General features: G+C 41.3%; 16 protein-coding genes. 5 read left to right on the top strand and 11 right to left on the bottom strand.

Annotated elements, in window-relative coordinates; genetic code table 11:
* The first annotated feature begins 3 nt into the window (after positions 1-3).
* A complete protein-coding gene (locus tag LKM37_02065; protein ID MCI1719799.1) occupies positions 4-1,521 on the top strand; it encodes a hypothetical protein in 1,518 nt (505 codons plus the stop codon).
* On the opposite strand, the gene LKM37_02060 is transcribed toward LKM37_02065, so the two are convergent.
* The 3 genes from LKM37_02060 to LKM37_02050 are packed head-to-tail and all read right to left on the bottom strand — an operon-like array spanning position 1,518 to position 5,956.
* Positions 1,518-2,426 (bottom strand): phosphatase PAP2 family protein, encoded by a 909-nt coding sequence (locus LKM37_02060; protein MCI1719798.1) that lies wholly within the window; start codon positions 2,424-2,426, stop codon positions 1,518-1,520. The two genes, LKM37_02065 and LKM37_02060, sit on opposite strands and share 4 nt — an antisense overlap.
* Before the next feature lie 9 nt (positions 2,427-2,435).
* Positions 2,436-4,928, bottom strand: coding sequence for a 4-alpha-glucanotransferase (locus LKM37_02055; GenBank protein MCI1719797.1), 2,493 nt, complete (start codon positions 4,926-4,928; stop codon positions 2,436-2,438).
* Entirely contained in the window at positions 4,925-5,956 is a 1,032-nt protein-coding gene (locus LKM37_02050) for a flippase-like domain-containing protein (protein MCI1719796.1), read from the bottom strand. Before LKM37_02050 ends, LKM37_02055 begins: the two co-directional genes overlap by 4 nt.
* Positions 5,957-5,991: 35 nt before the next feature.
* Here LKM37_02050 and LKM37_02045 point away from each other — a divergent pair, with 35 nt between their 5' ends.
* On the top strand, positions 5,992-7,038 hold the full coding sequence (locus LKM37_02045) for an adenosine kinase (GenBank protein ID MCI1719795.1): 1,047 nt from the start codon (positions 5,992-5,994) through the stop codon (positions 7,036-7,038).
* On the opposite strand, the gene LKM37_02040 is transcribed toward LKM37_02045, so the two are convergent.
* The 4 genes from LKM37_02040 to LKM37_02025 form a co-directional block, all read right to left on the bottom strand.
* The gene (locus LKM37_02040) at positions 7,035-8,726 is read right to left on the bottom strand and encodes a nucleoside kinase (protein ID MCI1719794.1); all 1,692 of its coding nucleotides are present in this window, start codon (positions 8,724-8,726) and stop codon (positions 7,035-7,037) included. The genes LKM37_02045 and LKM37_02040 overlap by 4 nt on opposite strands.
* A 70-nt stretch (positions 8,727-8,796) precedes the next feature.
* Positions 8,797-11,646, bottom strand: coding sequence for an excinuclease ABC subunit UvrA (gene uvrA / locus LKM37_02035; GenBank protein MCI1719793.1), 2,850 nt, complete (start codon positions 11,644-11,646; stop codon positions 8,797-8,799).
* Positions 11,647-11,658: 12 nt separating this feature from the next.
* Positions 11,659-12,309 carry an MBL fold metallo-hydrolase gene (locus LKM37_02030; GenBank protein ID MCI1719792.1) on the bottom strand — a complete coding sequence of 217 codons (651 nt, stop codon included), beginning with the start codon at positions 12,307-12,309 and terminating at the stop codon, positions 11,659-11,661.
* A gap of 11 nt (positions 12,310-12,320) precedes the next feature.
* Entirely contained in the window at positions 12,321-12,977 is a 657-nt protein-coding gene (locus LKM37_02025; protein ID MCI1719791.1) for a protein-L-isoaspartate(D-aspartate) O-methyltransferase, read from the bottom strand.
* 74 nt (positions 12,978-13,051) lie between these two features.
* Between LKM37_02025 and LKM37_02020 the strand changes: the two genes are divergently transcribed.
* Complete coding sequence (locus LKM37_02020; protein ID MCI1719790.1) at positions 13,052-13,666, top strand: deoxynucleoside kinase; 615 nt, start codon at positions 13,052-13,054, stop codon at positions 13,664-13,666.
* Between the two features lie 20 nt (positions 13,667-13,686).
* Here the strand turns inward: LKM37_02020 and LKM37_02015 are convergent, their stop codons facing one another.
* The gene (locus tag LKM37_02015) at positions 13,687-14,958 is read right to left on the bottom strand and encodes a peptidoglycan DD-metalloendopeptidase family protein (GenBank protein ID MCI1719789.1); all 1,272 of its coding nucleotides are present in this window, start codon (positions 14,956-14,958) and stop codon (positions 13,687-13,689) included.
* A 102-nt stretch (positions 14,959-15,060) separates the two neighbouring features.
* The gene (locus LKM37_02010; GenBank protein MCI1719788.1) at positions 15,061-16,806 is read right to left on the bottom strand and encodes a tetratricopeptide repeat protein; all 1,746 of its coding nucleotides are present in this window, start codon (positions 16,804-16,806) and stop codon (positions 15,061-15,063) included.
* A 118-nt stretch (positions 16,807-16,924) separates the two neighbouring features.
* On the opposite strand from LKM37_02010, the gene LKM37_02005 reads away from it, so the two are divergent.
* Entirely contained in the window at positions 16,925-17,500 is a 576-nt protein-coding gene (locus LKM37_02005) for a sigma-70 family RNA polymerase sigma factor (protein MCI1719787.1), read from the top strand.
* Between the two features lie 14 nt (positions 17,501-17,514).
* Complete coding sequence (locus LKM37_02000) at positions 17,515-18,789, top strand: porin family protein (protein ID MCI1719786.1); 1,275 nt, start codon at positions 17,515-17,517, stop codon at positions 18,787-18,789.
* A gap of 45 nt (positions 18,790-18,834) precedes the next feature.
* Here LKM37_02000 and LKM37_01995 read toward each other — a convergent pair whose 3' ends face one another.
* Both LKM37_01995 and LKM37_01990 read right to left on the bottom strand, forming a co-directional pair.
* Positions 18,835-19,593: an ATP-binding cassette domain-containing protein gene (locus LKM37_01995; protein ID MCI1719785.1), complete on the bottom strand. Its 759-nt coding sequence runs from the start codon at positions 19,591-19,593 to the stop codon at positions 18,835-18,837.
* A gap of 28 nt (positions 19,594-19,621) precedes the next feature.
* A complete protein-coding gene (locus LKM37_01990; GenBank protein ID MCI1719784.1) occupies positions 19,622-20,362 on the bottom strand; it encodes an ABC transporter permease in 741 nt (246 codons plus the stop codon).
* Positions 20,363-20,430: the final 68 nt, after the last annotated feature.

The raw sequence follows: 20,430 nt of genomic DNA, 5'->3' as shown, positions 1-20,430 counted from the left end.
ATTATGAAAAATTTGAAAATTTTGGCGGTTGCGTTTGCAGCTGTCCTGTGCTCTTCATACTTTATTGAAGCTCAGACGCTTGCCACACCTGCTCAAAAGTGCGGATATACTAAACTTACAACTTATCCGGAACTTGCGGAATTTGTGAAGGAATTAGGCGCATCATCTCCGCTGCTCTCTGTAAAAACTATCGGGAGTACAAAACAAGGCCGCGATATTTTTGCTCTTAAGTTTTCTAATAAAAGCAAGGGACCAAAAACAAAGTTGCTGATTTTTGCACAGCAACACGGCAATGAACAATCTGGCAAAGAGGGTGCGCTGCTGCTTGCTGAACAGCTTGTAAGGCCTGAGAACAGATATCTTTTTAACAGATTGGAAGTCACCATTATTCCAATTTCTAATCCGGATGGTTCAGAGGTTAATAAAAGGCGTAATTCAGCTGGAATGGATTTAAACAGGAACCATCTTATTGTGACGGAGCCGGAGGTTATTGCTCAGCAAAATCTCTTTGACAAAGAACTTTTTGATGTCACCATGGATGTACATGAATATTATCCTTATGGAGAGGAGAGCGATTCTCTTGGATTCCACAGGACTGCAGATGAGTGTATTGGATATCTCACAAATCCGGATGTATCCCGCAAGATAAAAGAGTTTCAGTTTAAAGAGTTTACCCCGTTCTATTCAAAATATTTGCAATCTCACGGGGACACATGGGCATTTTATACTCCTGGAGGGGTTCCGGATAAAGATTATTTCCGTTTCAGCACTTATGATGTTAATGACGGCAGACAATACTACGGCATATTAAACACCCTTTCTTTCATTCAAGAGGGGAAAAACGGGAAAGATGTTTTTGTTGAAAACCTGGAGCATAGAGCTGTTTCTCAATGCGATGGAATGATGGCGCTTATAAAATTTTCATACAATAACAGTGAGAAAATAAAAAAGCTTGTTGCTTCCGAACGCAGAAGAATAACAGAAGGCGAGGATAAATATGTTTCTCTTAGAATGGAACATAGAACGGATGGAACTCCGTTAGCTCTTCATGTTCAGAGCAATAAGACAGGGAAAGATTCCATTGTAAATGTAAAAGAATTTAGGAGTAAAGTTGTGACTGTAGATTCTATTAGAATTCCTGCCGGATATTTAATACCAAAATCTAATGAAAAACTTTGTGGCTGGATTGCACGTCAGCATTTCAAGACGGCTCAATTAAATAGCTATGAAGCAAAGAGTTATGAAGTAACTAAAATTATTGGTGAAGAAAAAGTAGATTTTGAGGATGATATTATCTCTCTGCCAAAGACGTCAGCTGATAAATTATCGTGGTCTGGGTTTACAGCAAAATACGGCAAAGACATATTGGGAAAATACATATTTGTTCCTGCGCGTCAGCTAAAGTGCAAACTTCTGGTTGTTGGACTTGAGCCAACATCAGAGCTTGGTTTGTCAACATATGATGAGTTTGAAGATTTAGTAAAGCCGGGATTGGAGTACCCTGTTATCCGCGTCAATTAAAACATTACAAGACAGCCCATTCCAACGCTTTTAGAGGAGGCTTGCGGAAAGGCCATGACTTGGATATTCTTTTTTTTACGGACAAATAATCTTTTTGTTGCAGGAAGCATCCAGTACGCTATTCTTGTGCTAAACACACCTATTTCGGCACCTATCAGCACATCCGTTAGCCAATGTTTGTCATTGTACATTCCAAGGGCTCCCGTACTTGCCGCCACAATATATCCTGCCACGCCTATCAGTGGTGATACATCATTGTACTCCTGCCGTAAAAATTCCGCTCCCATAAATGCCATTGCGGCGCGGCCGGATGGACATGAGCGGATTTCGCCGTCGGGACCTCTTCTCCTCATTGCATATTTCAGGCAGGTTGTCGTAGTTACCATGACAAGGCTTGCGGTAGCAAGTACAATTGTGCGGTCACGGAAATTATGCTCTCCCGGTTTTAAGCGTACATTCAAAGCATACACGGCCGCAGCAGGAACGTATTGAGAAGTTTGATCAAGGTCTAAATTTCCCCTGTTTAATTTTTCAAATTTGTCTCTTAGCTTATGGTCTGCTTTCCTTAACAAGCCAAGGCTAACTGCGGTAATGTCAACTCCTATGAATATGGTCGGCAGGATAAGTTGTTTATAACTTAAACGAATTGCAGGCGAGAAAATAGAATCTCTTGTTGAAAGTTCGGAGGCAACGGGCATTGTGGCATCTGAAAGATTAATCTGTAAAGCTCTTATTTCATGAAGATCAGAGTTTTGCGTTTCCGTGTGCATGGTTTCTGCGCTTGGTGCTTCCGTACTGAGCATTTCTGTGCCAGGCGCTTCTGCGTTTAGCGTGTCGGTGCTTTGGCACAAAGAGCGAGGGGCGCTCACCAAGAACAACGGTATTAACAAAAAGATGGTTTTCATGTTTTTAATCTACCTCTTGCTATCTTTTATTAGCTTGCTAATCTGATTATTAAGGGCAGTTGCTTCCAGCAGCTGTTCTATTGTTATGTGCATTCTGTATTTCCACATCCAATGAGGAACGGCAGGGTTGTTTATTCTCTCGCTGTATGCAAATCTGTTTCTGATTTTGTCATTTACGGACATCCAGTCTTGCAGCGGGAAAATTGCAAACATGCTTGGAGAAGCAAGGTTGTTTTTTAAGACATTCTCGCACTCTGCAGGTGTTGCATCATAATATGTTTCTCCTGTATCTTCAGATTTATAGGAGACAGTTTTCAGCCTCTCTCCAAGCCACATTCTAAGTGTTGCACTGTCGTGAGTAGAAGTGCTGCAAACACTTAAATATGGGAACGTTACAGGGTCTCCAAAATTTACGCCTTGCTGCTTTGGCATAATTTGCAGCTCCAGACTTAAGATTTTCAAATCTGCCATGCATTTGTGTACCGGCTCGGCCAGCATTCCCAAATCTTCTCCGCAAGCCAGCATATTAGAGGCTGCAATAATTTGCTGCAACTTTCTCATTGCGTTGCGGTACCACAAATCATTATTTCTTTTGTAGAAGAAATTATCAAACAAAGCATCAAAAGATTTTTTCTGAGCAGGCTTTAGAGTTTTGTATTCTTTGCTCTCTTTTGCGCAGATGCAAGGGACCCATTTGCATTTATGATAAGGGTCTTCCATAAAAAGATTTTCCTCTGCTATTTTTTGCAAATTCTCTTCTTTTTGTTCTTTTGGCGGATTTAGTCCGTAGCTCTCAATTTCCTCAATATCAAGAGGTAGTACCGGTGAAAAATGTCCCGCTTTTCCTCCGTCCAGCGGATAAGGGACTTCCCAAATTCTGAAAAATCCAAGGATGTGGTCTATGCGGTATGCGTCAAAATAATCTGACATTTTGCGCATCCTTTTTTTCCACCACTTGTAATTATCTCTTGCCATTTCTTCCCAGTTGTAAGTAGGGAAACCCCAGTTTTGTCCCTGAGCAGAATAGTAATCAGGAGGAGCTCCGGCCTGCTGTCCAAAGTTGAAGTACTGCGGATGCTGCCAGGCATCTGCGCTGTTTCTGCTTATCCCGATAGGTAAATCTCCCTTTAGCGCAATGCCGTTGGCATGAGCGTAATCAATGGCTTCAGTCATCTGATTATGAAGATGATATTGAAGATAGACATAAAAGAAGATGTCATCTTTAATCTCATTTTTTCCAGAGGATAATTTATCTACGTCAGCCTGGGAGAATACGGAATATTTTTTCCACTTTCTAAAATTTGCAGTTTTATTTTTATCTCTCAAAGCGCAAAAAACGGCGTAAGGATAGAGCCAATCTTTATTGGCTTTTGTAAATTTATAATACTCCGGCTGTACAAAAGTATCCTCTTTGCTCTGGTCATAGATTGCGCGGAAATAGCGCATCTTAAATTCCAGGACGTCATCATAATCTACAGTGGCATTGTGATTTAGAGCTTTTGCCTCTTCTGCAAAGGCCTTGGCTTTTTCTCTATCTTTTACGTGACCCATGCCTGATGCCGACAGGTAGATTGGGTGAAGGGCAATGGAGGAGATGCAGTTATACGGATATGAATCTTTCCAGTTCATATACTCGGAGGTGTCATTGATTGGAAGCATTTGTATAATACTCATTCCCACATGCTTTGCCCAATCCACCATTAGCTTTATGTCCTCTATCTCTCCAATTCCGCATCCGTTTTTTGAACGCAGGGCAAACAGCGGTGCAACGCACCCTGCAAATTTTGGTTTGCCGGTCTTAAAATTGGCGGAAGAATGCTCCACGATAAGAGTTTCATGTTTAGATACTTGCGGGATTTCAAGCACTCTGTTAAGTCCATCTTCCCAGGTGTACTCCCCGGTGATATCATTTTTGCGGATAAACTTATATTCCCATGTTTTGCCCTGCTCTTTTTCTATTGGGAAAGATGCTATCCATTTAAGTCCCTTAAGTCTTGCCATGTTTGCGGCTTTCTCCGGTTTCCACTCTCCCATCTCCTTGCTGCTTCCGCATACATAAATGCTGCAATCTTTTGGAACGTTGGGTATTACTACCCTTATAATTAGCTCATAATTACGCTTGTGCGTCTGAGTGTAAGGGCTGCATTCATTTCCGAAAAAAACATGCGAAAACGGGTCTGTCAGGAATGGAGCCTCCGTTGTATTTCCCTGCCACTGATCTCTGCTCTCAATTTTTGCCGTAGCAGAATTAAGCGCAAGACGGCGTCCTCCGCCCGCTTCAAAGTAAATAGTTCCTTCGGAACTTTTTACAAAGTACTTATAATAAAGCAGTCTCTCTTTTACAGGATCGCACATTATTTCTCCGTTCCATTCATCTGATTCTGAGCGTGTAAGGCGGAAGGCCCTGTCAGGGTCATAGTTGCCTAAAATTAAAGATGAGCCTGTGATGTAAACCTGCTCTCCCGGTTGTGTTTTAAAATTAATTCTAAATTTTATAATCATAAACTGTCGGGAGTTTTAGCTCTCTTTTTTTCTATTGCAATGCTGATGAGTGAAATTACTCCGCAAAGCACCATTATAAATGCCTGTGACTCATGGGATATTGTGGCAAAGACCATCCCTTCCGCATGAGCAATTCCGTAAATTTGGGCAAGCGCAAGACTTACTAAAAAATGATAAGCGCCAATACCTCCCTGTACCGGGACCGCCCAGCCCAAACTTCCTACAATCATCAGAAACAGAGCGTCTGCTATTGTAAATTCGCTCATGCTTGGGAAGGCAAGAATTGAGGTGTAGCTGGTTGCCCAGAAGCTGGCCCACAGCAGAAGAGTAAGGGTGAAAAACAACCATTTCCTCTTCATCTTGAATGCAGCTAAAATGCCTTGCCACAGCCCTTTAAGGAAGCTGACAAATTTATTGTGGAACTTGTGCTTTCTTAATCTGTCGCGATAAATATAAATTAAAACTGCTGCCGCTGCTATTAGAAAAATTACTGCGGCAACAATAATTATCAGAACTCTTGTAAGCCTCCCCTCCGCCGGGTTAATCATCTGAAGCTGAATGAAAGAGCCAAATCTTTTCCAGGAAAATATTACCATCAGAACGGCAAACAAAAAGAGGCAAATCAAATCCCAGCTTCTCTCCAGAATGACCGTTCCGATAGCCTCCTCAAATGTCACTTTTTTCCTTCTTGCTACAATTCCGCAGCGGACAAGCTCTCCAACGCGCGGCAAGGCAAAATTTGCAAGATTTCCAATTGTAACGCCGTCATAGGTCTCTTTTAGTGTCACCGACGGATTTAGCTGATTTGTAAGAAGTTTCCAACGCCATGAGCGCAAGATAAAACCTGAAATTCCAAAAAGCATGGAGATTGCTATCCACCAGTAATCGCAGTGCCTGAGGCCATTTGCAAAATCGCTCCATTTCACCCCTTTGAAGCAGAAATAAAGGAGCACAACAGCAATCAGCAGTACAATAGCGTACTGCAGAATTTTCTTTGTTGTAATCTTTTTTCCCGGAGCTATCTGCATACCTGTGCAAATTTACACAAACCTTCCGATAAATTATGGAAATAATATACCTTTGTAAGAGAGAAAAGAGAAATTTATCTATGAAATCTATTATTGGAGTTGGTAATGCTCTAACGGATATTTTAGCGGTTTTACCCAATGACAGTTTGTTGAAGAAATTCCATTTGCCTGTTGGAAGCATGCAGCTGGTGGATGAGGAAACAGGAGGAAAAATTTGGCAAATACTTAAGGAACAGGGAGTTCAATATGTGGCGGGCGGATCTGCTGCAAATGCAATTTCTGGTACTTCAATTTTTGGAATGCCGAGCGGATTCATAGGGAAAGTTGGAGATGATGAGCTGGGTTCTCTTTTTAAAAGTGCGCAGGAAGTAAACGGTATTAAGCCTATCTTGCTGAAAGGCAAGGCTGCCAGCGGCCGTGCGATGGTATTTATTACTCCTCCTTCCGGGGAGAGGACATTTGCGGATTATCTTGGCGCAGCTCTTGAGTTATGTCCGGAGGATTTAAAACCTGAGTATTTCAAAGGGTATGATTATCTTCATATAGAGGGATATCTTGTTCAGAATCAGGAATTAATAAGAAGAGCGGTAGAGATTGGCAAAAGTCTTGGGATGACAATTTCTTTGGATTTGGCAAGTTATAATATTGTGGAGAGCAATAATGCTTTTCTTCACGATGTGATTTCTCATTATGTAGATATAGTCTTTGCAAATGAACTTGAGGCGCAGAGCTTTACAAAGCTGAAGCCGGAGCTGGCAGTACGCGAGATTGCAAAGATTTGCAAGATTGCCGTAGTAAAAATAGGCAAGCAGGGCTCTTTAATTCAGAGCGGAAGCAAGTTCTATAAAATCAAGGCAAGGCCGGCGGATATTGTGGATGCTACGGGTGCCGGAGATATTTATGCTGCAGGATTTTTATTTGCGCATGCCAATGATATGCCTCTTGAAATTTGCGGAGAAGTTGGTTCCATTATTTCCGCAAAAGTTGTGGAAGTTGTTGGACCTAAGGTAGATGTGCCAAGGTGGAAGGTTGCAAAGCAAGAGATTAAGGCCATGATGCGCGCCATTAATCCGGATCTTTAATACTTAAAAGAGCTGCCGCCGATGAATTCACGCATGATGGATGTTGGCGGAATTGCAGCTTGTTCTTTAAAGTTTATTTCTACCACGTAAGACAGGAACTTGATGAGTCTCAGGCTCTCCGCGTATGCAGGAGAAAGGGGTGAGATTCTTCTTAGCAGCGGCTCAGCGTAGAATTTCAACATTGGAAGTTCATATATCAAATATGAGTTGAACATTATGTCTGCATTTTCCTGATAGGGGAAAATGTTTTTGTTTCCTCCCGCAACAACGCTTTTCCATCTTAAAATTGTCTCCTCTGCGGTAATGCCGCGGAAGTTATTATCTCTGACCATTCTTCTTAAAAGACGTGCGTCTGTAGTTGAGAGTGAATTGTTCTCATCAATTGACAGTGAGGTTAATGCAGAGGCGTATACTTTGAACTTTTTCTCCGGCGCAATTTTCTCCGTTAATGTTGGATTAAGAGCGTGAATCCCCTCCATGACTAATATATCTCCGCCGTTCATTCTAATTTTAGCTCCGGTCATCGTGCCGTATCCTGCCTCAAAATCAAACTTTGGCAGAGTGATTTCCTCTCCGTTAAAGAGCTGGTTAAGCTGCTTGTTTAGCAGTTCCAAATCCAGTGCATTGACAGATTCAAAATCATAATTTCCGTTCTCATCTTTAGGGGTATGCTCTCTGTCTACAAAATAATCATCCATGGAGATGATAATAGGATTAAGTCCTAATACCTTAAGTTGCAGAGCAATACGTTTAGATGAAGTTGTCTTGCCGCTGCTGGACGGTCCGGCAATAAGCACCAGTTTTACTTTATCTTTTCTTTGATAAATTTTATCCGCAATGATTGCAAATTTACGCTCATGCAGAGCCTCTGAAACTTGGATAATGTTTCTTGCATATCCGTTCAGAATCCCTTGATTTATGGAGCCCATATCTTTTGCCCCGGTAATCTCGCACCAGTCTCTGTTCTCTTTGAAAATTTCAAAAAGCTTATCCTGGAATTTAACGTGCGGCATATCATAAGGAGGGTATGGAACAGGTGCCTGCAGACAGAAACCGTCATTGTATTTTATCAGATTATACGCTGTCAGGTATCCCGTGGAGTATACAAGCGGACCATAGAAGTTGTCTCCGTAACCATCTAAGTAATAGACATGTGAAAAGAATTTCCCAATAGATTTCAGCAGTCTTGATTTGCTGGTTTGTCCGTGAGATTCAAAAAGCGCCTGCGCTTCATTTGTGGGAATTTTAGTCTTAATAAATAGAAAATTTTTCTTTACAAGTTCTGCCATCCTGTCCAGCAGTTTGTTGATATCAAGCTCAGTAACGGGTACGGTGACGGAGAAATCTTTTTTATCTCTCAGCTCTCCGTATAGTCCGTTTGGCAGGGTGTAATCCAAACTTAAAATACAATCTGGATATAAATCATAAACGGCGCGCTGCAGCAAAAAACTTAAAGAACGCACATAGGTTCTCCTTCCGTCTCCTGTTGTAATATCCAGAAATTCAAGGGTTGAAGCCATGTATATCTCCGTGCTCAGCTCTTTAAGCTGGTTGTTAAGATAGGCGGCAAGTACGCGGTGTTCTCCCTCTTTGTATTTAATTTCTTTTAAGAAATCTTTAATAGTAGTTCCCGGTTTTATGCTGTAATTTTCATTTGTGTTTTTACAGAAAATTCTCAATTTATCCATCTTTAAATACTTTATATCAACTTCTACCAAACTTTAATTTCCAGATGCCGTATTGGATTGGTTTTCAAATTTATAAAATCTCTTTAAGATATTTTCCCGTATAAGAAATTTTGTCTTTTGCCACCTGCTCTGGTGTTCCCTCTGCAATTATTTTTCCGCCGCCGCGTCCTCCTTCCGGCCCCATATCTATCAGCCAATCAACTGATTTTAAAATATCAAGGTTATGCTCTATAATCACGACGGTATTTCCTTTGTCCACAATTTTCTGCAGTACTCCAAGCAGAACCTTTATGTCCTCAAAATGCAAGCCAGTTGTTGGCTCATCCAGGATATAAAGGGAACTTCCTGTCTCCCTTTTGGATAGTTCTGTAGCCAATTTTACTCTTTGGCTCTCTCCGCCGCTTAAAGTGGTAGAAGGCTGCCCAAGTTTTACATAGCCAAGACCCACATCCTCCAGAGCTTTAAGTTTTGGTACAATGGAAGGAATGTGTTCAAAGAATTCAACTGCCTGGGAGATAGTCATTTCCAGCACATCATTAATACTCTTCCCCTTGTATTTTACCTCCAAAGTTTCTGCGTTATATCTTTTTCCGTTACACTCTTTGCATGTAACATAAACGCTAGGCAGATAATTCATCTCAATTGTTTCTACTCCTGCTCCTTTGCAAGTTTCACATCTGCCGCCTTTTACGTTGAATGAAAATCTCCCCGCCTTAAATCCTCTTATCTGAGCATCGGGCGTTTTTTCAAAAAGTTTCCTAATATCGGAGAATACATTTGTGTAGGTTGCCGGATTGCTGCGCGGTGTCCTGCCAATTGGGCTCTGGTCTACAACTATCAGCTTATCAATGTTTTCTATCCCTTCAATTTTCTGATAAGGTAGCGGCGTCATTAAAGAGCGGTAAAAATATTTGCTCAATATTGGCATTAGAGTCTCATTAACCAAAGAAGATTTTCCGCTGCCGCTTACTCCGCTCACACCAATCAGACAACCAAGCGGAAGGGTAAGGTTTGCGCCCTTTAAATTATTGCCCGTTGCTCCGTATAACTTTAGAAATTTTCCGTTGCCCTTGCGTCTCTCCGACGGCACTTCTATCTTTTTTATACCTCTCAGGTAATCAGCCGTATAGCTGTGCATCTCTTTAATCTTTGCAAGTGGCATTTTCATTAGTTCTCCGGGAGTGCCGCTAAACAAAAGTTCTCCTCCTCTGCTACCTGCTCCGGGCCCTAAATCAATCAGCCAATCTGCGCTTAGCATTGTCTCCAAATCATGTTCAACCACCATTACGGAATTCCCCTCATCTCTTAATTGCTTAAGTGAATTGATAAGTTTTATGTTATCCCTCTGATGCAGTCCTATGCTTGGCTCATCCAAAATATATAGCACATTCACAAGCTTGCTGCCGATTTGAGTTGCAAGCCTAATTCTTTGACTCTCACCTCCGCTGAGCGTTCTTGTTGCCCTGTCGAGAGAGAGATAATTTAATCCTACGGCCTGCAAAAAACCAATCCTGTCATTGAGCTCTTTTAAAACATCGCGAGCAATCAGGTTTTGTTTTTTGTCCAGTTTTTCCGGCAAGCTCTTTATCCATTCCGCCAGCGTATCTATGTCCATTGCAGAGACTTCCGCAATATTTTTCTCATCTATCTTAAAATAGAGAGCCTCTTTTTTTAATCTTGTTCCGTTACATTCCGGACATACTGTCTCTTCTATAAATCTCTCCTTGCGTACGCTGATATCATCCTCATCCTCTTTTTGCTCTAATTTTGAGACAATTCCGGGGAACGGAGCAAGCAGAGTTCCGTCTGCAAGATTGACTCTGAACAATTCATCAGTCCCATAGATAATCATATTGAGAATATCTTCCGGCAGGTTCCTGATTTGCGTGTTAAGAGAGAAATCATACTTCTTTGCCATGCTCTCCAGAATGCGGAAATTGTTGGAATCTCTATAGCTGCCAAGCGGCAAAATACCTCCCGCATTTATTGACTTGTGAGGATTAGGAATAATCTTGGAAATATCTAATTGTGAGATATATCCAAGGCCTTTGCAGCGCGGGCAGGCTCCCTGCGGAGAGTTGAATGAAAACGTAAACGGCGCCGGCTCCGGCAAAGAAAATCCGGTATCTGCATCCATCAGATGCTGGCTGAAAAATCTCAAATCTTTATCCAGTTCAGAGGCGCTGCTTTTATTCTCTGCGTCTGAAAGTTTTAGTATCGCGATAGTTCCCTTTCCCCTTTCAAGTGCGTTATTGACAGACTCGTAGATCCTTTTATAATCTGTCTCCGACGGAATCAGCTTATCAACAACCAAATCAATGAAGTGGATTTTATATCTGTCCAATGGCTTGACATCTGCCACCTCCCTGATTTTTCCGTCAATTCTAACCTGCTGGTATCCTTTGCGCAACAAACTGTCAAACAAATCTTTATAGTGTCCTTTTCTTCCCACTACAAGCGGCGCAAGCAGCAAGCATTTCTCTCCGTTATACTCCTTAATAATCAGCTGTGTTATTTGGTCGCTTGTATATTTTATCATTCTCTTGCCCGTAGAGGGGGAGTATGCGTAAGAGGCTCTGGCATAGAGCAAACGGAGGAAGTCATAGACTTCCGTTATGGTCCCGACAGTTGAGCGGGGATTGTTTCCCGTAGTTTTCTGCTCTATTGCTATTATTGGGCTTAACCCCGTAATGCTCTCCACATTAGGCTTTTCCAGGATACCTATAAACTGCCTTGCATAAGCGGAGAGCGTCTCCATATAACGGCGCTGCCCCTCTGCATAAATTGTATCAAACGCAAGGGAAGATTTCCCGCTGCCTGATAATCCGGTGATTACCACGTATTTCCCGCGCGGAATAGTAACACTTACGTTTTTAAGGTTGTGTTCGTTGGCCCCTATGATTTCTATTTTATCCAAAATGGTTCCTTAAAATTAAAAGCCCTTATCTCTTAAAAAAGGATTAAACTGCAGTTCATCTTTCATGGTTGAATTTGGGCCGTGCCCAGGGTAGACAATGCAGTCCGCCGGAATTTCCTTTGCAATTTTGCTAAGGCTGGAGGCCATTGCTTCATCATCACCCTCAGGCAAATCCGTTCTTCCGCAACTCCCCGCAAACAGCGTGTCTCCCGTAAGGACAAATTTATCTGTCGGGGAGTAAAAACATACGCTGCCGTGCGTATGTCCCGGCGTGGCAAATACTTTAAGCACAGATTTTCCAAATGTAATATCCTCACCCTCTTTAATATCCAATGTATCAAACGGCGGCTGCTCAATCTTATATCCAAACATAAGACAATCTTTTTGAGCGCTCTCCAGCCTGTGTTTATCCTTGGGATTCAGGTACAAAGGGGTATTGTATTTCTCTTTTATAAAAGAGGTTCCCATTACATGGTCAAAATGTCCGTGAGTGCAAATTGTTTTAACGGGCTTTAAATCTTCAGAAGAAATATATTTCACAATCCGGTCTTCCTCGCTTTGAGAGCTAATGCCCGGGTCCACAATTACACACTCTTTAGTCTCGTCGGAAAGGATATAGCAGCACTCCCGCAACTCGTTCAAATAAAACTGTTTAACCTTTATCATATTCTAATAATTTATTTCTTTACTCCATGCAGCATTGGAACAAAACTGGCTGCGCCAAAAGATTTCTTCTCAAAATCTATTTTATTTTTTCTTGTTATCAGCAGCATTTCTTGTTCTTTCTCGCCGACAGGTATTACAATTCTTCCGCCTATTTTTAGCTGAAGCAAGAGACTGTTAGGTATTTCGGGCGCGCCGCAGGTAACTATAATTCCGTCAAACGGAGCAAATTGCGGCAGTCCTTTAAATCCGTCGCCCCAGAAAAGCTTGGGTTTTGTGTATTCAATTTTCTGCAGATTTATTTGTGCCTGCAGGAAGAGCTCTTTTTGTCTCTCAATTGAGTAAACGTTCGCACCTAAATAAAACAAGATAGCTGTCTGATAACCGCACCCGGTTCCAATCTCCAGTATCTTATCTCCGCTTTTAACATCCAGCAGCTCTGTTTCCAGCGCAACCGTGGAGGGCTGGGAAATAGTTTGTTTTTCTCCAATTTCCACCCTGATGTTTTTATATGCAAATTCCTCCATCCCTTTCTCTATGAAAATATGGCGGGGCACGGCGCCAATTGCACGTAAAACCCTGCTGCCAAACATTTTACATTTGGCAAGCTCCTCAACAAGTTTCTTCCTTCTTCCCTTTTGAATAAGCGGGTCCAGTTCTGAATTTAGCATTTGACAAAATTACAAGAAATATTCTTACTTTTGTAGAAGAATCTATATCGGTTCTCTACTTAAACTTTTTTAATATGCATATTGGAATAGCGGGAAATATTGGTAGCGGCAAAACCACCCTTACCAGACTTTTGGCAAAGAGCATTAATTGGACTCCAAGATTTGAGCCGGTAGATGATAACCCTTATCTGGCAGATTTTTACAAGGATATGCAACGCTGGTCCTTTAACCTGCAGATTTATTTTCTCAATAAAAGATTCAAAGAAGTTGTAAATATCAATCGTTCTAATGAGAACGTAATACAAGACAGAACCATCTATGAAGATTCCTGCGTTTTTGCTCCAAACTTGCACAAGATGGGACTTATGAGCACAAGAGATTATGAGAATTACAAAGACTTATTTTCTCTTATGATTTCTCTTGTAAAACCACCGGATTTAATGATTTATCTCCGTTCATCCATTGAGCACCTTGTTGGAAATATCCAGAAGCGCGGCAGAGAGTATGAAGAGGGAATCCGCCTGGATTATCTAAAGGGATTGAATGATTTGTATGAGGCTTGGATAACTGAGTACACAGATGGCAAAAAGCTAATCATTGATGTGGATAAATTAGACTTTGAGAATAATCCAAAGGATTTAAGTTCTGTTATAGACTCAATAGGAGCAGAACTGCACGGATTGTTTTAATTATCTGATTTGCAGTAGATTTAATATCTCTTAAGCCAGCTTTCGGGATTTTGTTTCTGGGTTCCGGCCCAAAGTTCAAAGTGCAGTACGGATTCTTCCATAGAAGAGTCCAGCGTTCCGATTGTTTGTCCTGTTGAGACTTTCTGACCAACTCTAACAGAAACGCTTCCAAGCTTGCAATAGAAAGTGAAATAATTGCCGTGCTGAATAAGAACGCAGTGGCTGTATCCCGGGATAACTATTATTTGCTTTACTGTACCCTCAAATACTGATTGAATAGAGCATCCTCTTGGTGCAGAGATATTTATACCGTTGTTAAATGGAAGTCCGCCTCCCTTTACAGTATTATCATTATGTTCTCCGTATCCCTCTGTAATCACGCCTCTTCTTACAGGCCATGGAAGTCTGCCGCGATTATTTCTGAATTCTCCGGAAAGTTGTGCGCTTTCAGGTGTCTCAGAATATGTCATTGGAGCAGCCTTTTCTGATGAGGAACTTGTTGATTTCTTGGTAGATGTATTTCTAGATGAAGATGCAGAATTAGCCGCCTTTTTCCTCTCTGCCGCAATTGCCGCAGCAATCATCCTCTGAACTTCTCTGTTAAGTTGAGCCGCCTGTCTCTTTTTTTGCTGAAGCTGACCGCTGAATTTTTTCTGTTGCCGGGCCAGGGAATTTGCATACGCATTGGATTTTTGCTCCTCTGTCTTGAACTTGTTATACTCCTCTGTCTTAGACTTTTGCGTCTTTATATTTTCTGTCTGCAGGTGAGTGATATTTTTTCTCTCATCGGCAATTTTATTCTGTACTTCCTTTAAATTTTTGGCCTGATCATTCAGCGCCCTGGAATAGTCTTTAAGATAGCTCCATCTCCTGTACCCCTGTTCAATACTATTGCTGGCAAGAATATACATGAACCAAGTACGGCTGTCCCTGTTGCGGTATGCCTTGATAATCATCCTTTTATAGTACATCTTAAGGGTATCCATGTGTCTTTGCGTCACACCAAGTTCAATGGTCTTGCCGTAAATCTCGTCGCTCTGCCTTGCAATCTCTTTGTCCAGCTGTGCAATCAGCAACTTCCTGGTCTCCACCTTTTTCTTTATTAGGGCAAGCTCCTCCAGCGTGTTCTTTCTCTTCTTTTGAGTTTGCGCTATTTGCCTATCCAGAAACTCTATATCTTGTTGCAATTTATTGATTTGCGCCTTTTTACTCTCGACAGATTTTTGAGTGGAGGAATTTTGAGCGCATGCTGAATAGGGTGATGAGAGAACAAAAAAAGCGGAGAGCAGCATTGTAAAAAATGCTACCGTAAAAACTGAATGATGTAATGATATATTAAAAGCCTTTTGCAAAATATTCTCTAAATGATAAAACTGTCGGGACAAAAATAGCAATTACTTTTTGCTCATTTCTTTTTTAACCTCAATCTTTTTTTGCAGTTTCTCTATCTGCTCAGTATCTCCCTGTCTCTTAGCAGCTTCCAGCGCCTTGTCCCAGTAAAGAAAAGCAAGGTCATACTCTTTAAGGGCAAACAAAACTTCTGAATAGTGGTCCAGCATCACGGGATTATCTGTACCTCCGTATGCCAGAGCATGCTGGAACTGTTTGCGTGCCTCCGCATAGTTCCCCTGCAAGTAAAGAATCCATCCGTAAGTATCCAGATAAGTGGCATTGTCCGGTTCATTATCTATTGTAATCTTGCTCATTTTAAGGGCTTTATCCAGGTTGCCGTTTTTGTCTGAAGTGGCAATGTACCAGGCCCAGTTGTTAAGTACCGGAGACTCTTTTGGATTAAGCTTTAATACTTTCTTGTAGTATTTATACGTCTCTTCATTTTGATTCTTAAGGTGATATAAATCTCCAATCAAAGAATAGGCGTTAATCAGAAGCGTCGTATCTTTCTTTGCTGCAGAAATTTTTTCCACTTGTGAAATTGTGGCAATAGCAGAATCATACTGTTTCAGATTATATTCGGCTAATCCTTTAAATTGCAGCATATCAGTCTTTCCGGGGAATTTAACTGCTGCGGAATCTCCAAAATTTTTCAGCCTTTTCCAATCCTCGGAACTGTACAAAAAAGACATGTAATCTATGTTTGTACCGTAATCATCCGGATAATATTTTATGTTGTTTTCCAGGATTTTGCGCGCTTCATCTCTTTTTCCCGCACCGGCCAGGTATATGGCCGCAATCTGATTGCCGGTGGAATCATCCGGGTCTGCTTCTGCCATAATCTGCATGGATTCAGCCATTTGCTCCTTGTATCTTGTAAGAAATCCGGGGTTGTTAAAAATCTGTTTAAGGTAATCTGTCTTCATCTTTGGATTGATTTCCTTATTTGCCATAAACGGATTTAAAAATTTGAAGAAATTGGGAAAGTCATTTCTTAATCTGTAAAGTTCCGCCTTTCCAAAAAGTGCTGGTGCATAAGCGGAATCTTGTTCCAATGCCTTATTGTAATAGCCTAGAGCCAAAGTATCATTATATCTGTCCATGCTCATGTCTCCCAGCAGAGCCTCATATCTTGGATTTGGACTTACGGCGTCCGCATCCTGCAAGCACTTGATTGCCTGCGGATACTGGCGTTTTGCAGAGTATGCGTTAAAGCGGGCCATTGTGGAGACCTCATTAGGACCTGCTATTTTTTCCAATCTGTCGGCGACAGAAAATACTTTATCAAAATCTCCAGTCTTGGAGTAGATGTTTACAAGATTCAGAAAGACCTCGGATTTTCCCGGATATTTTTTTGACAGTTTCTCAAATATGGTTTTTGCCTCATCTATTTTATTATTCTGCAAATAGGAGGCTGCAAGGTCTGTTGCGTAGTAATAGTTTGATGTATCAATATCATAGGCCTTCTTAACAAATTTTTCAGCGTCATCCATTTTATTCAGCGACAGTGAAATCTTTGCCATCAGATGATATGCTGCGTCATTTTCTGGATTTTGTTCCAGGGCGGAGACACAATTTGCCATTGCCTCTTTAAAGTTATTCTTCAGATATGCCTGTTCTGCTGAAATCATGTAGGTATCTGAGTTGTTCTTCTTGGAGGTGTTCTTCTCTTGCGCTGCGCTGCTGCCTGCGGCCAGCATTACAAAAAAAAGAAGTGCTATCGGGAGCAATATTTGTAATTTCTTCATTCTCATAAGTCCACGCAAAAGTACAAATTCCGTGCTAATCAATGTTGAATTTGGGGGCAAGAATGATTAATTTTGTGGCATTGTTTGCAACTTTTGCAGGCATAAAAGCATCTATAGAGTGTCCAAGGAGATAAACATAAAGCAAGATTCCAAGGATCCCTACTCAGATTTGGTGAGGGAGTGCATTGGCGGAAAGCAGCAGGCACAGGAGGAAATGTACGGGAAGTTATCTTCCAAAATGTTTCCGGTTTGCTTGCGTTATGTTGGTGAAAGAGAGCGTGCTAAGGATGTTATGCATGATGGGTTTATTACCCTTTTTGCAAAGCTGGGGGACTTTAGGGGAGATGGTTCTTTTGAAGGTTGGGCAAGGAGAATTTTTGTGACAACATGCCTCATGTATTTGAGGAAAAATGACGTCCTGAAAAATTCGGAACAGATAGACGGGGAGATTCCGGTTATTGATATAAAGCTGGACCCAAAAGAGACGGAAAGGTTGGATGCTCAGACGCTCATGAAGGTTATTGCGGAGATGCCGGCGGGGTTTAGGACTGTGTTTAACCTTTATGTGATAGAGGGATATTCTCATAAAGAGATAGCTAAGATGCTAAAGATGAGCGAGGGAGGAAGCAGGAGCCAGCTGAGCAGAGCAAGAGTGTGGTTGCAGGAGAAACTCAAAAATTTTAAGTGGAATTAATTGTGTTATAGAATTTGAAGAATTCTGACAATATATTAAACAGTGCAATGCAGGAGGAGAGAACAAACTCCATTGACCAGTTGTTTGCCGATAAGTTGAAAGACTTGGACGGAAGCAAGGAGTCTTTGGGGGATTTTGCTCTTTCAGATGAGGAGAATTCCAAGATATGGGATTCCGTGAGCCGCGGCATTTCTGCAGGAAAACCTGTCGGGAATAATAATATTGTTAAACATAACACGCTAAAGACCAGAATTATATATTGGTCAGTCGCAGCAGCTGCAGCCGCTGTTGTTGCGGGAATTTTCTTTAAGACATCAAGCCCAAATCAGTCATATATTCAAAAGCAGAACGGACCGGCAAAAGAGATTATTGCCGGCCAACAACCATTTCGGCCCGAAATCAAACCTATGAAAACGACTATGGCCCGAAATGCCCAAAATTATCTGGCATCTAAGAGTGTGCGGGAGCCTGAGGTTGAACTTCCTTATTTGACGGAGCAGCAGTATGATATTCACGTTATTGCGAATGAACCTGTTGTGAAACCTTATAAAAAAGCTGAACCTAAGACTGCTGTGCAGAAAAAGAGGACGGAATCTTTTGGGTATATGACTAATTTTGGAGCTTATGAAAATGAGGAGAGGCAGAGCAGAAGAAATATTTCTTATGCAATTTCTTCTAATATTTCCGGCGGCGGTAAATTTGACGTTTCAAATAACTTCATAAAATCCGTTGCGGCGCAGGTTGGATATGTTGCTCCTTCTTCAGCTCCTCAGATAGAGCAAGTTTCAGAGACTACGTATTCTCTTCCGTTAAATTTTGCTATCCAGGCACACTATAAAATCAATAACCTGGTTACTGTTGGTGCAGGTGTAAGTTACACTTATCTGCACAGCAAATACGACGGGCTTATTAACAAGAAAGCTTATAAGATTAGACAGGGTATCCATTACATTGGCATTCCTGTTAATGCTTACTTTAACATATTGCAGTCTAAGTCATTTTCTTTCTATGGCAATGCGGGTGCAAGCATAGAGAAGGGAGTTAAAGTTCATTATGAGATGACGACTTATGACGGCTCCACAAGGAATGCAAATTCTCATGTTAAAGGAGTTCAGTTCTCAACTAACGCAGGTATTGGACTAGAGTATAAATTTAATAACAGCAAGATGGGTATCTATGTGGAACCTAACTTGGTATATTACTTTGACTCTAAGATTCCCGCAAGCATAAGAACAGACCAGCCGCTGCAAATAGAGGCTGAGGTTGGAGTAAGATTCCACATCAAATAATTGAGGATGTTGTAATAATTAAAAAGCCGCGGATTTCTGCGGCTTTTATTTTGTCTTGTTTGCTTTGAGCTGGCGCGCGAGATTGTTTGCAAATACAAAATCATTAAGCTCTTTGCAGTCAGAATCCATAATCTCTTTGCAGTTTCCCTGCCACAGCATTTTGCCTGTGTGAATGAAACCGATGTGATCTCCGATTTCCATTACGGAGTTCATATCGTGAGTGTTAACAACGGTTGTGATTTTGTACTCTCTTGTAATTTCCTGAATCAGACGGTCTATAACAATTGCAGTTGTGGGGTCCAGTCCTGAATTAGGCTCATCGCAGAAAAGATATTTTGGATTCAGCGCTATTGCTCTTGCTATGCCAACTCTCTTCTGCATTCCGCCGCTAAGCTGAGATGGATATAACTTATTGGCATTCACAAGATTTACCCTTTTAAGACAGAAATTGGCTCTCTCTAATTTTTCCTCATAGCTCCAATCCGTGAAAAAATCCATCGGGAACATTACATTTTCCTCCACGGTATCAAAATCAAAAAGCGCGCTCTCCTGGAACAACATTCCCATCTCCTTATGAAAGGACTTCTTTGCCTGAGCATTCATGCCGATAAATTCATTGGTATCATACCAAATCTCCCCCTTCTCCGGTTCATAAAGCCCCACAAGACTCTTAAGCAGAACGGTTTTGCCGCTGCCGCTTGCTCCGATAATCAAAGAGCACTCGCCCGGTTCAAAACGGATATTAATATCGTCCAGAACCTGCCTCCCGTTAAACTCCTTATATAAGTGCTTTACTTCAATCATTTTTTAAACAATGACAGCGTCATATTTTTTACATAAATAACTTGGTAATCATAAGGTCAAAAATCAGTATCAATGTGCTGCTTACGACAATTGCTTTGGTGCTGGAGCGTCCTACGCCAAGCGAGCCGCCTTTTGCATTGTAGCCGTAATATGAACATATAGAAGTGATTATAAAGCAGAATACTGCCATTTTAACCATGCTGTAATATATATACCAAGGTTTAAAAGCAAATTGCAATCCATCCCGATACTGTGCCAGCGTTATGATTCCGGTAAATGAGATAATCACCGCGCCTCCAATTAGTCCAAGCACAAAGCTGAGAAGCATTATAAACGGGCTGAAAACTGTTGAGGATGAAATCTTCGGAAGGATAAGATAGTTTGCGGAATTGACGCCCATAATTTCCATAGCATCAATTTGTTCCGTGATTCGCATGCTTCCAATTTCAGATGAGATGTTTGAGCCTATTTTTCCGGCAAGAATTAGCGCTACCATAGTGGAACAAAACTCCAGCACCAAACTCTCTCTTGCCATTACGCCAACATACATTTTAGGAATAAAAGGACTCTCCATATTGTTTGCAGATTGCAAAACAATAACGGCGCCGATAAAAACTGAAATGATGCTAACTATTGGTATAGAGCCTATTATGAGCTTATCAGATTCAAGCCAGAATTGCTTCCAAAAAATCTTCCACTTCTCCGGCTTGCGAAAAACACGCAGCATCAAGTTATAGTATTCTCCTATTGTCTGAAAAAGCGTCTTCATAATTTACACCCTAACGGCGCCGCTAATTTACTCATTTTTAAAATAAAATTGCTATTTTCGCGTAGTCT

This window comes from Bacteroidales bacterium, from assembly GCA_022647615.1.
In the GTDB taxonomy this organism is placed as follows: Bacteria; Bacteroidota; Bacteroidia; order Bacteroidales; family UBA932; genus Egerieousia.
The sequence above is the reverse complement of the archived record's forward strand: the minus strand, read 5'-3'. Positions and strand labels throughout refer to the sequence as shown.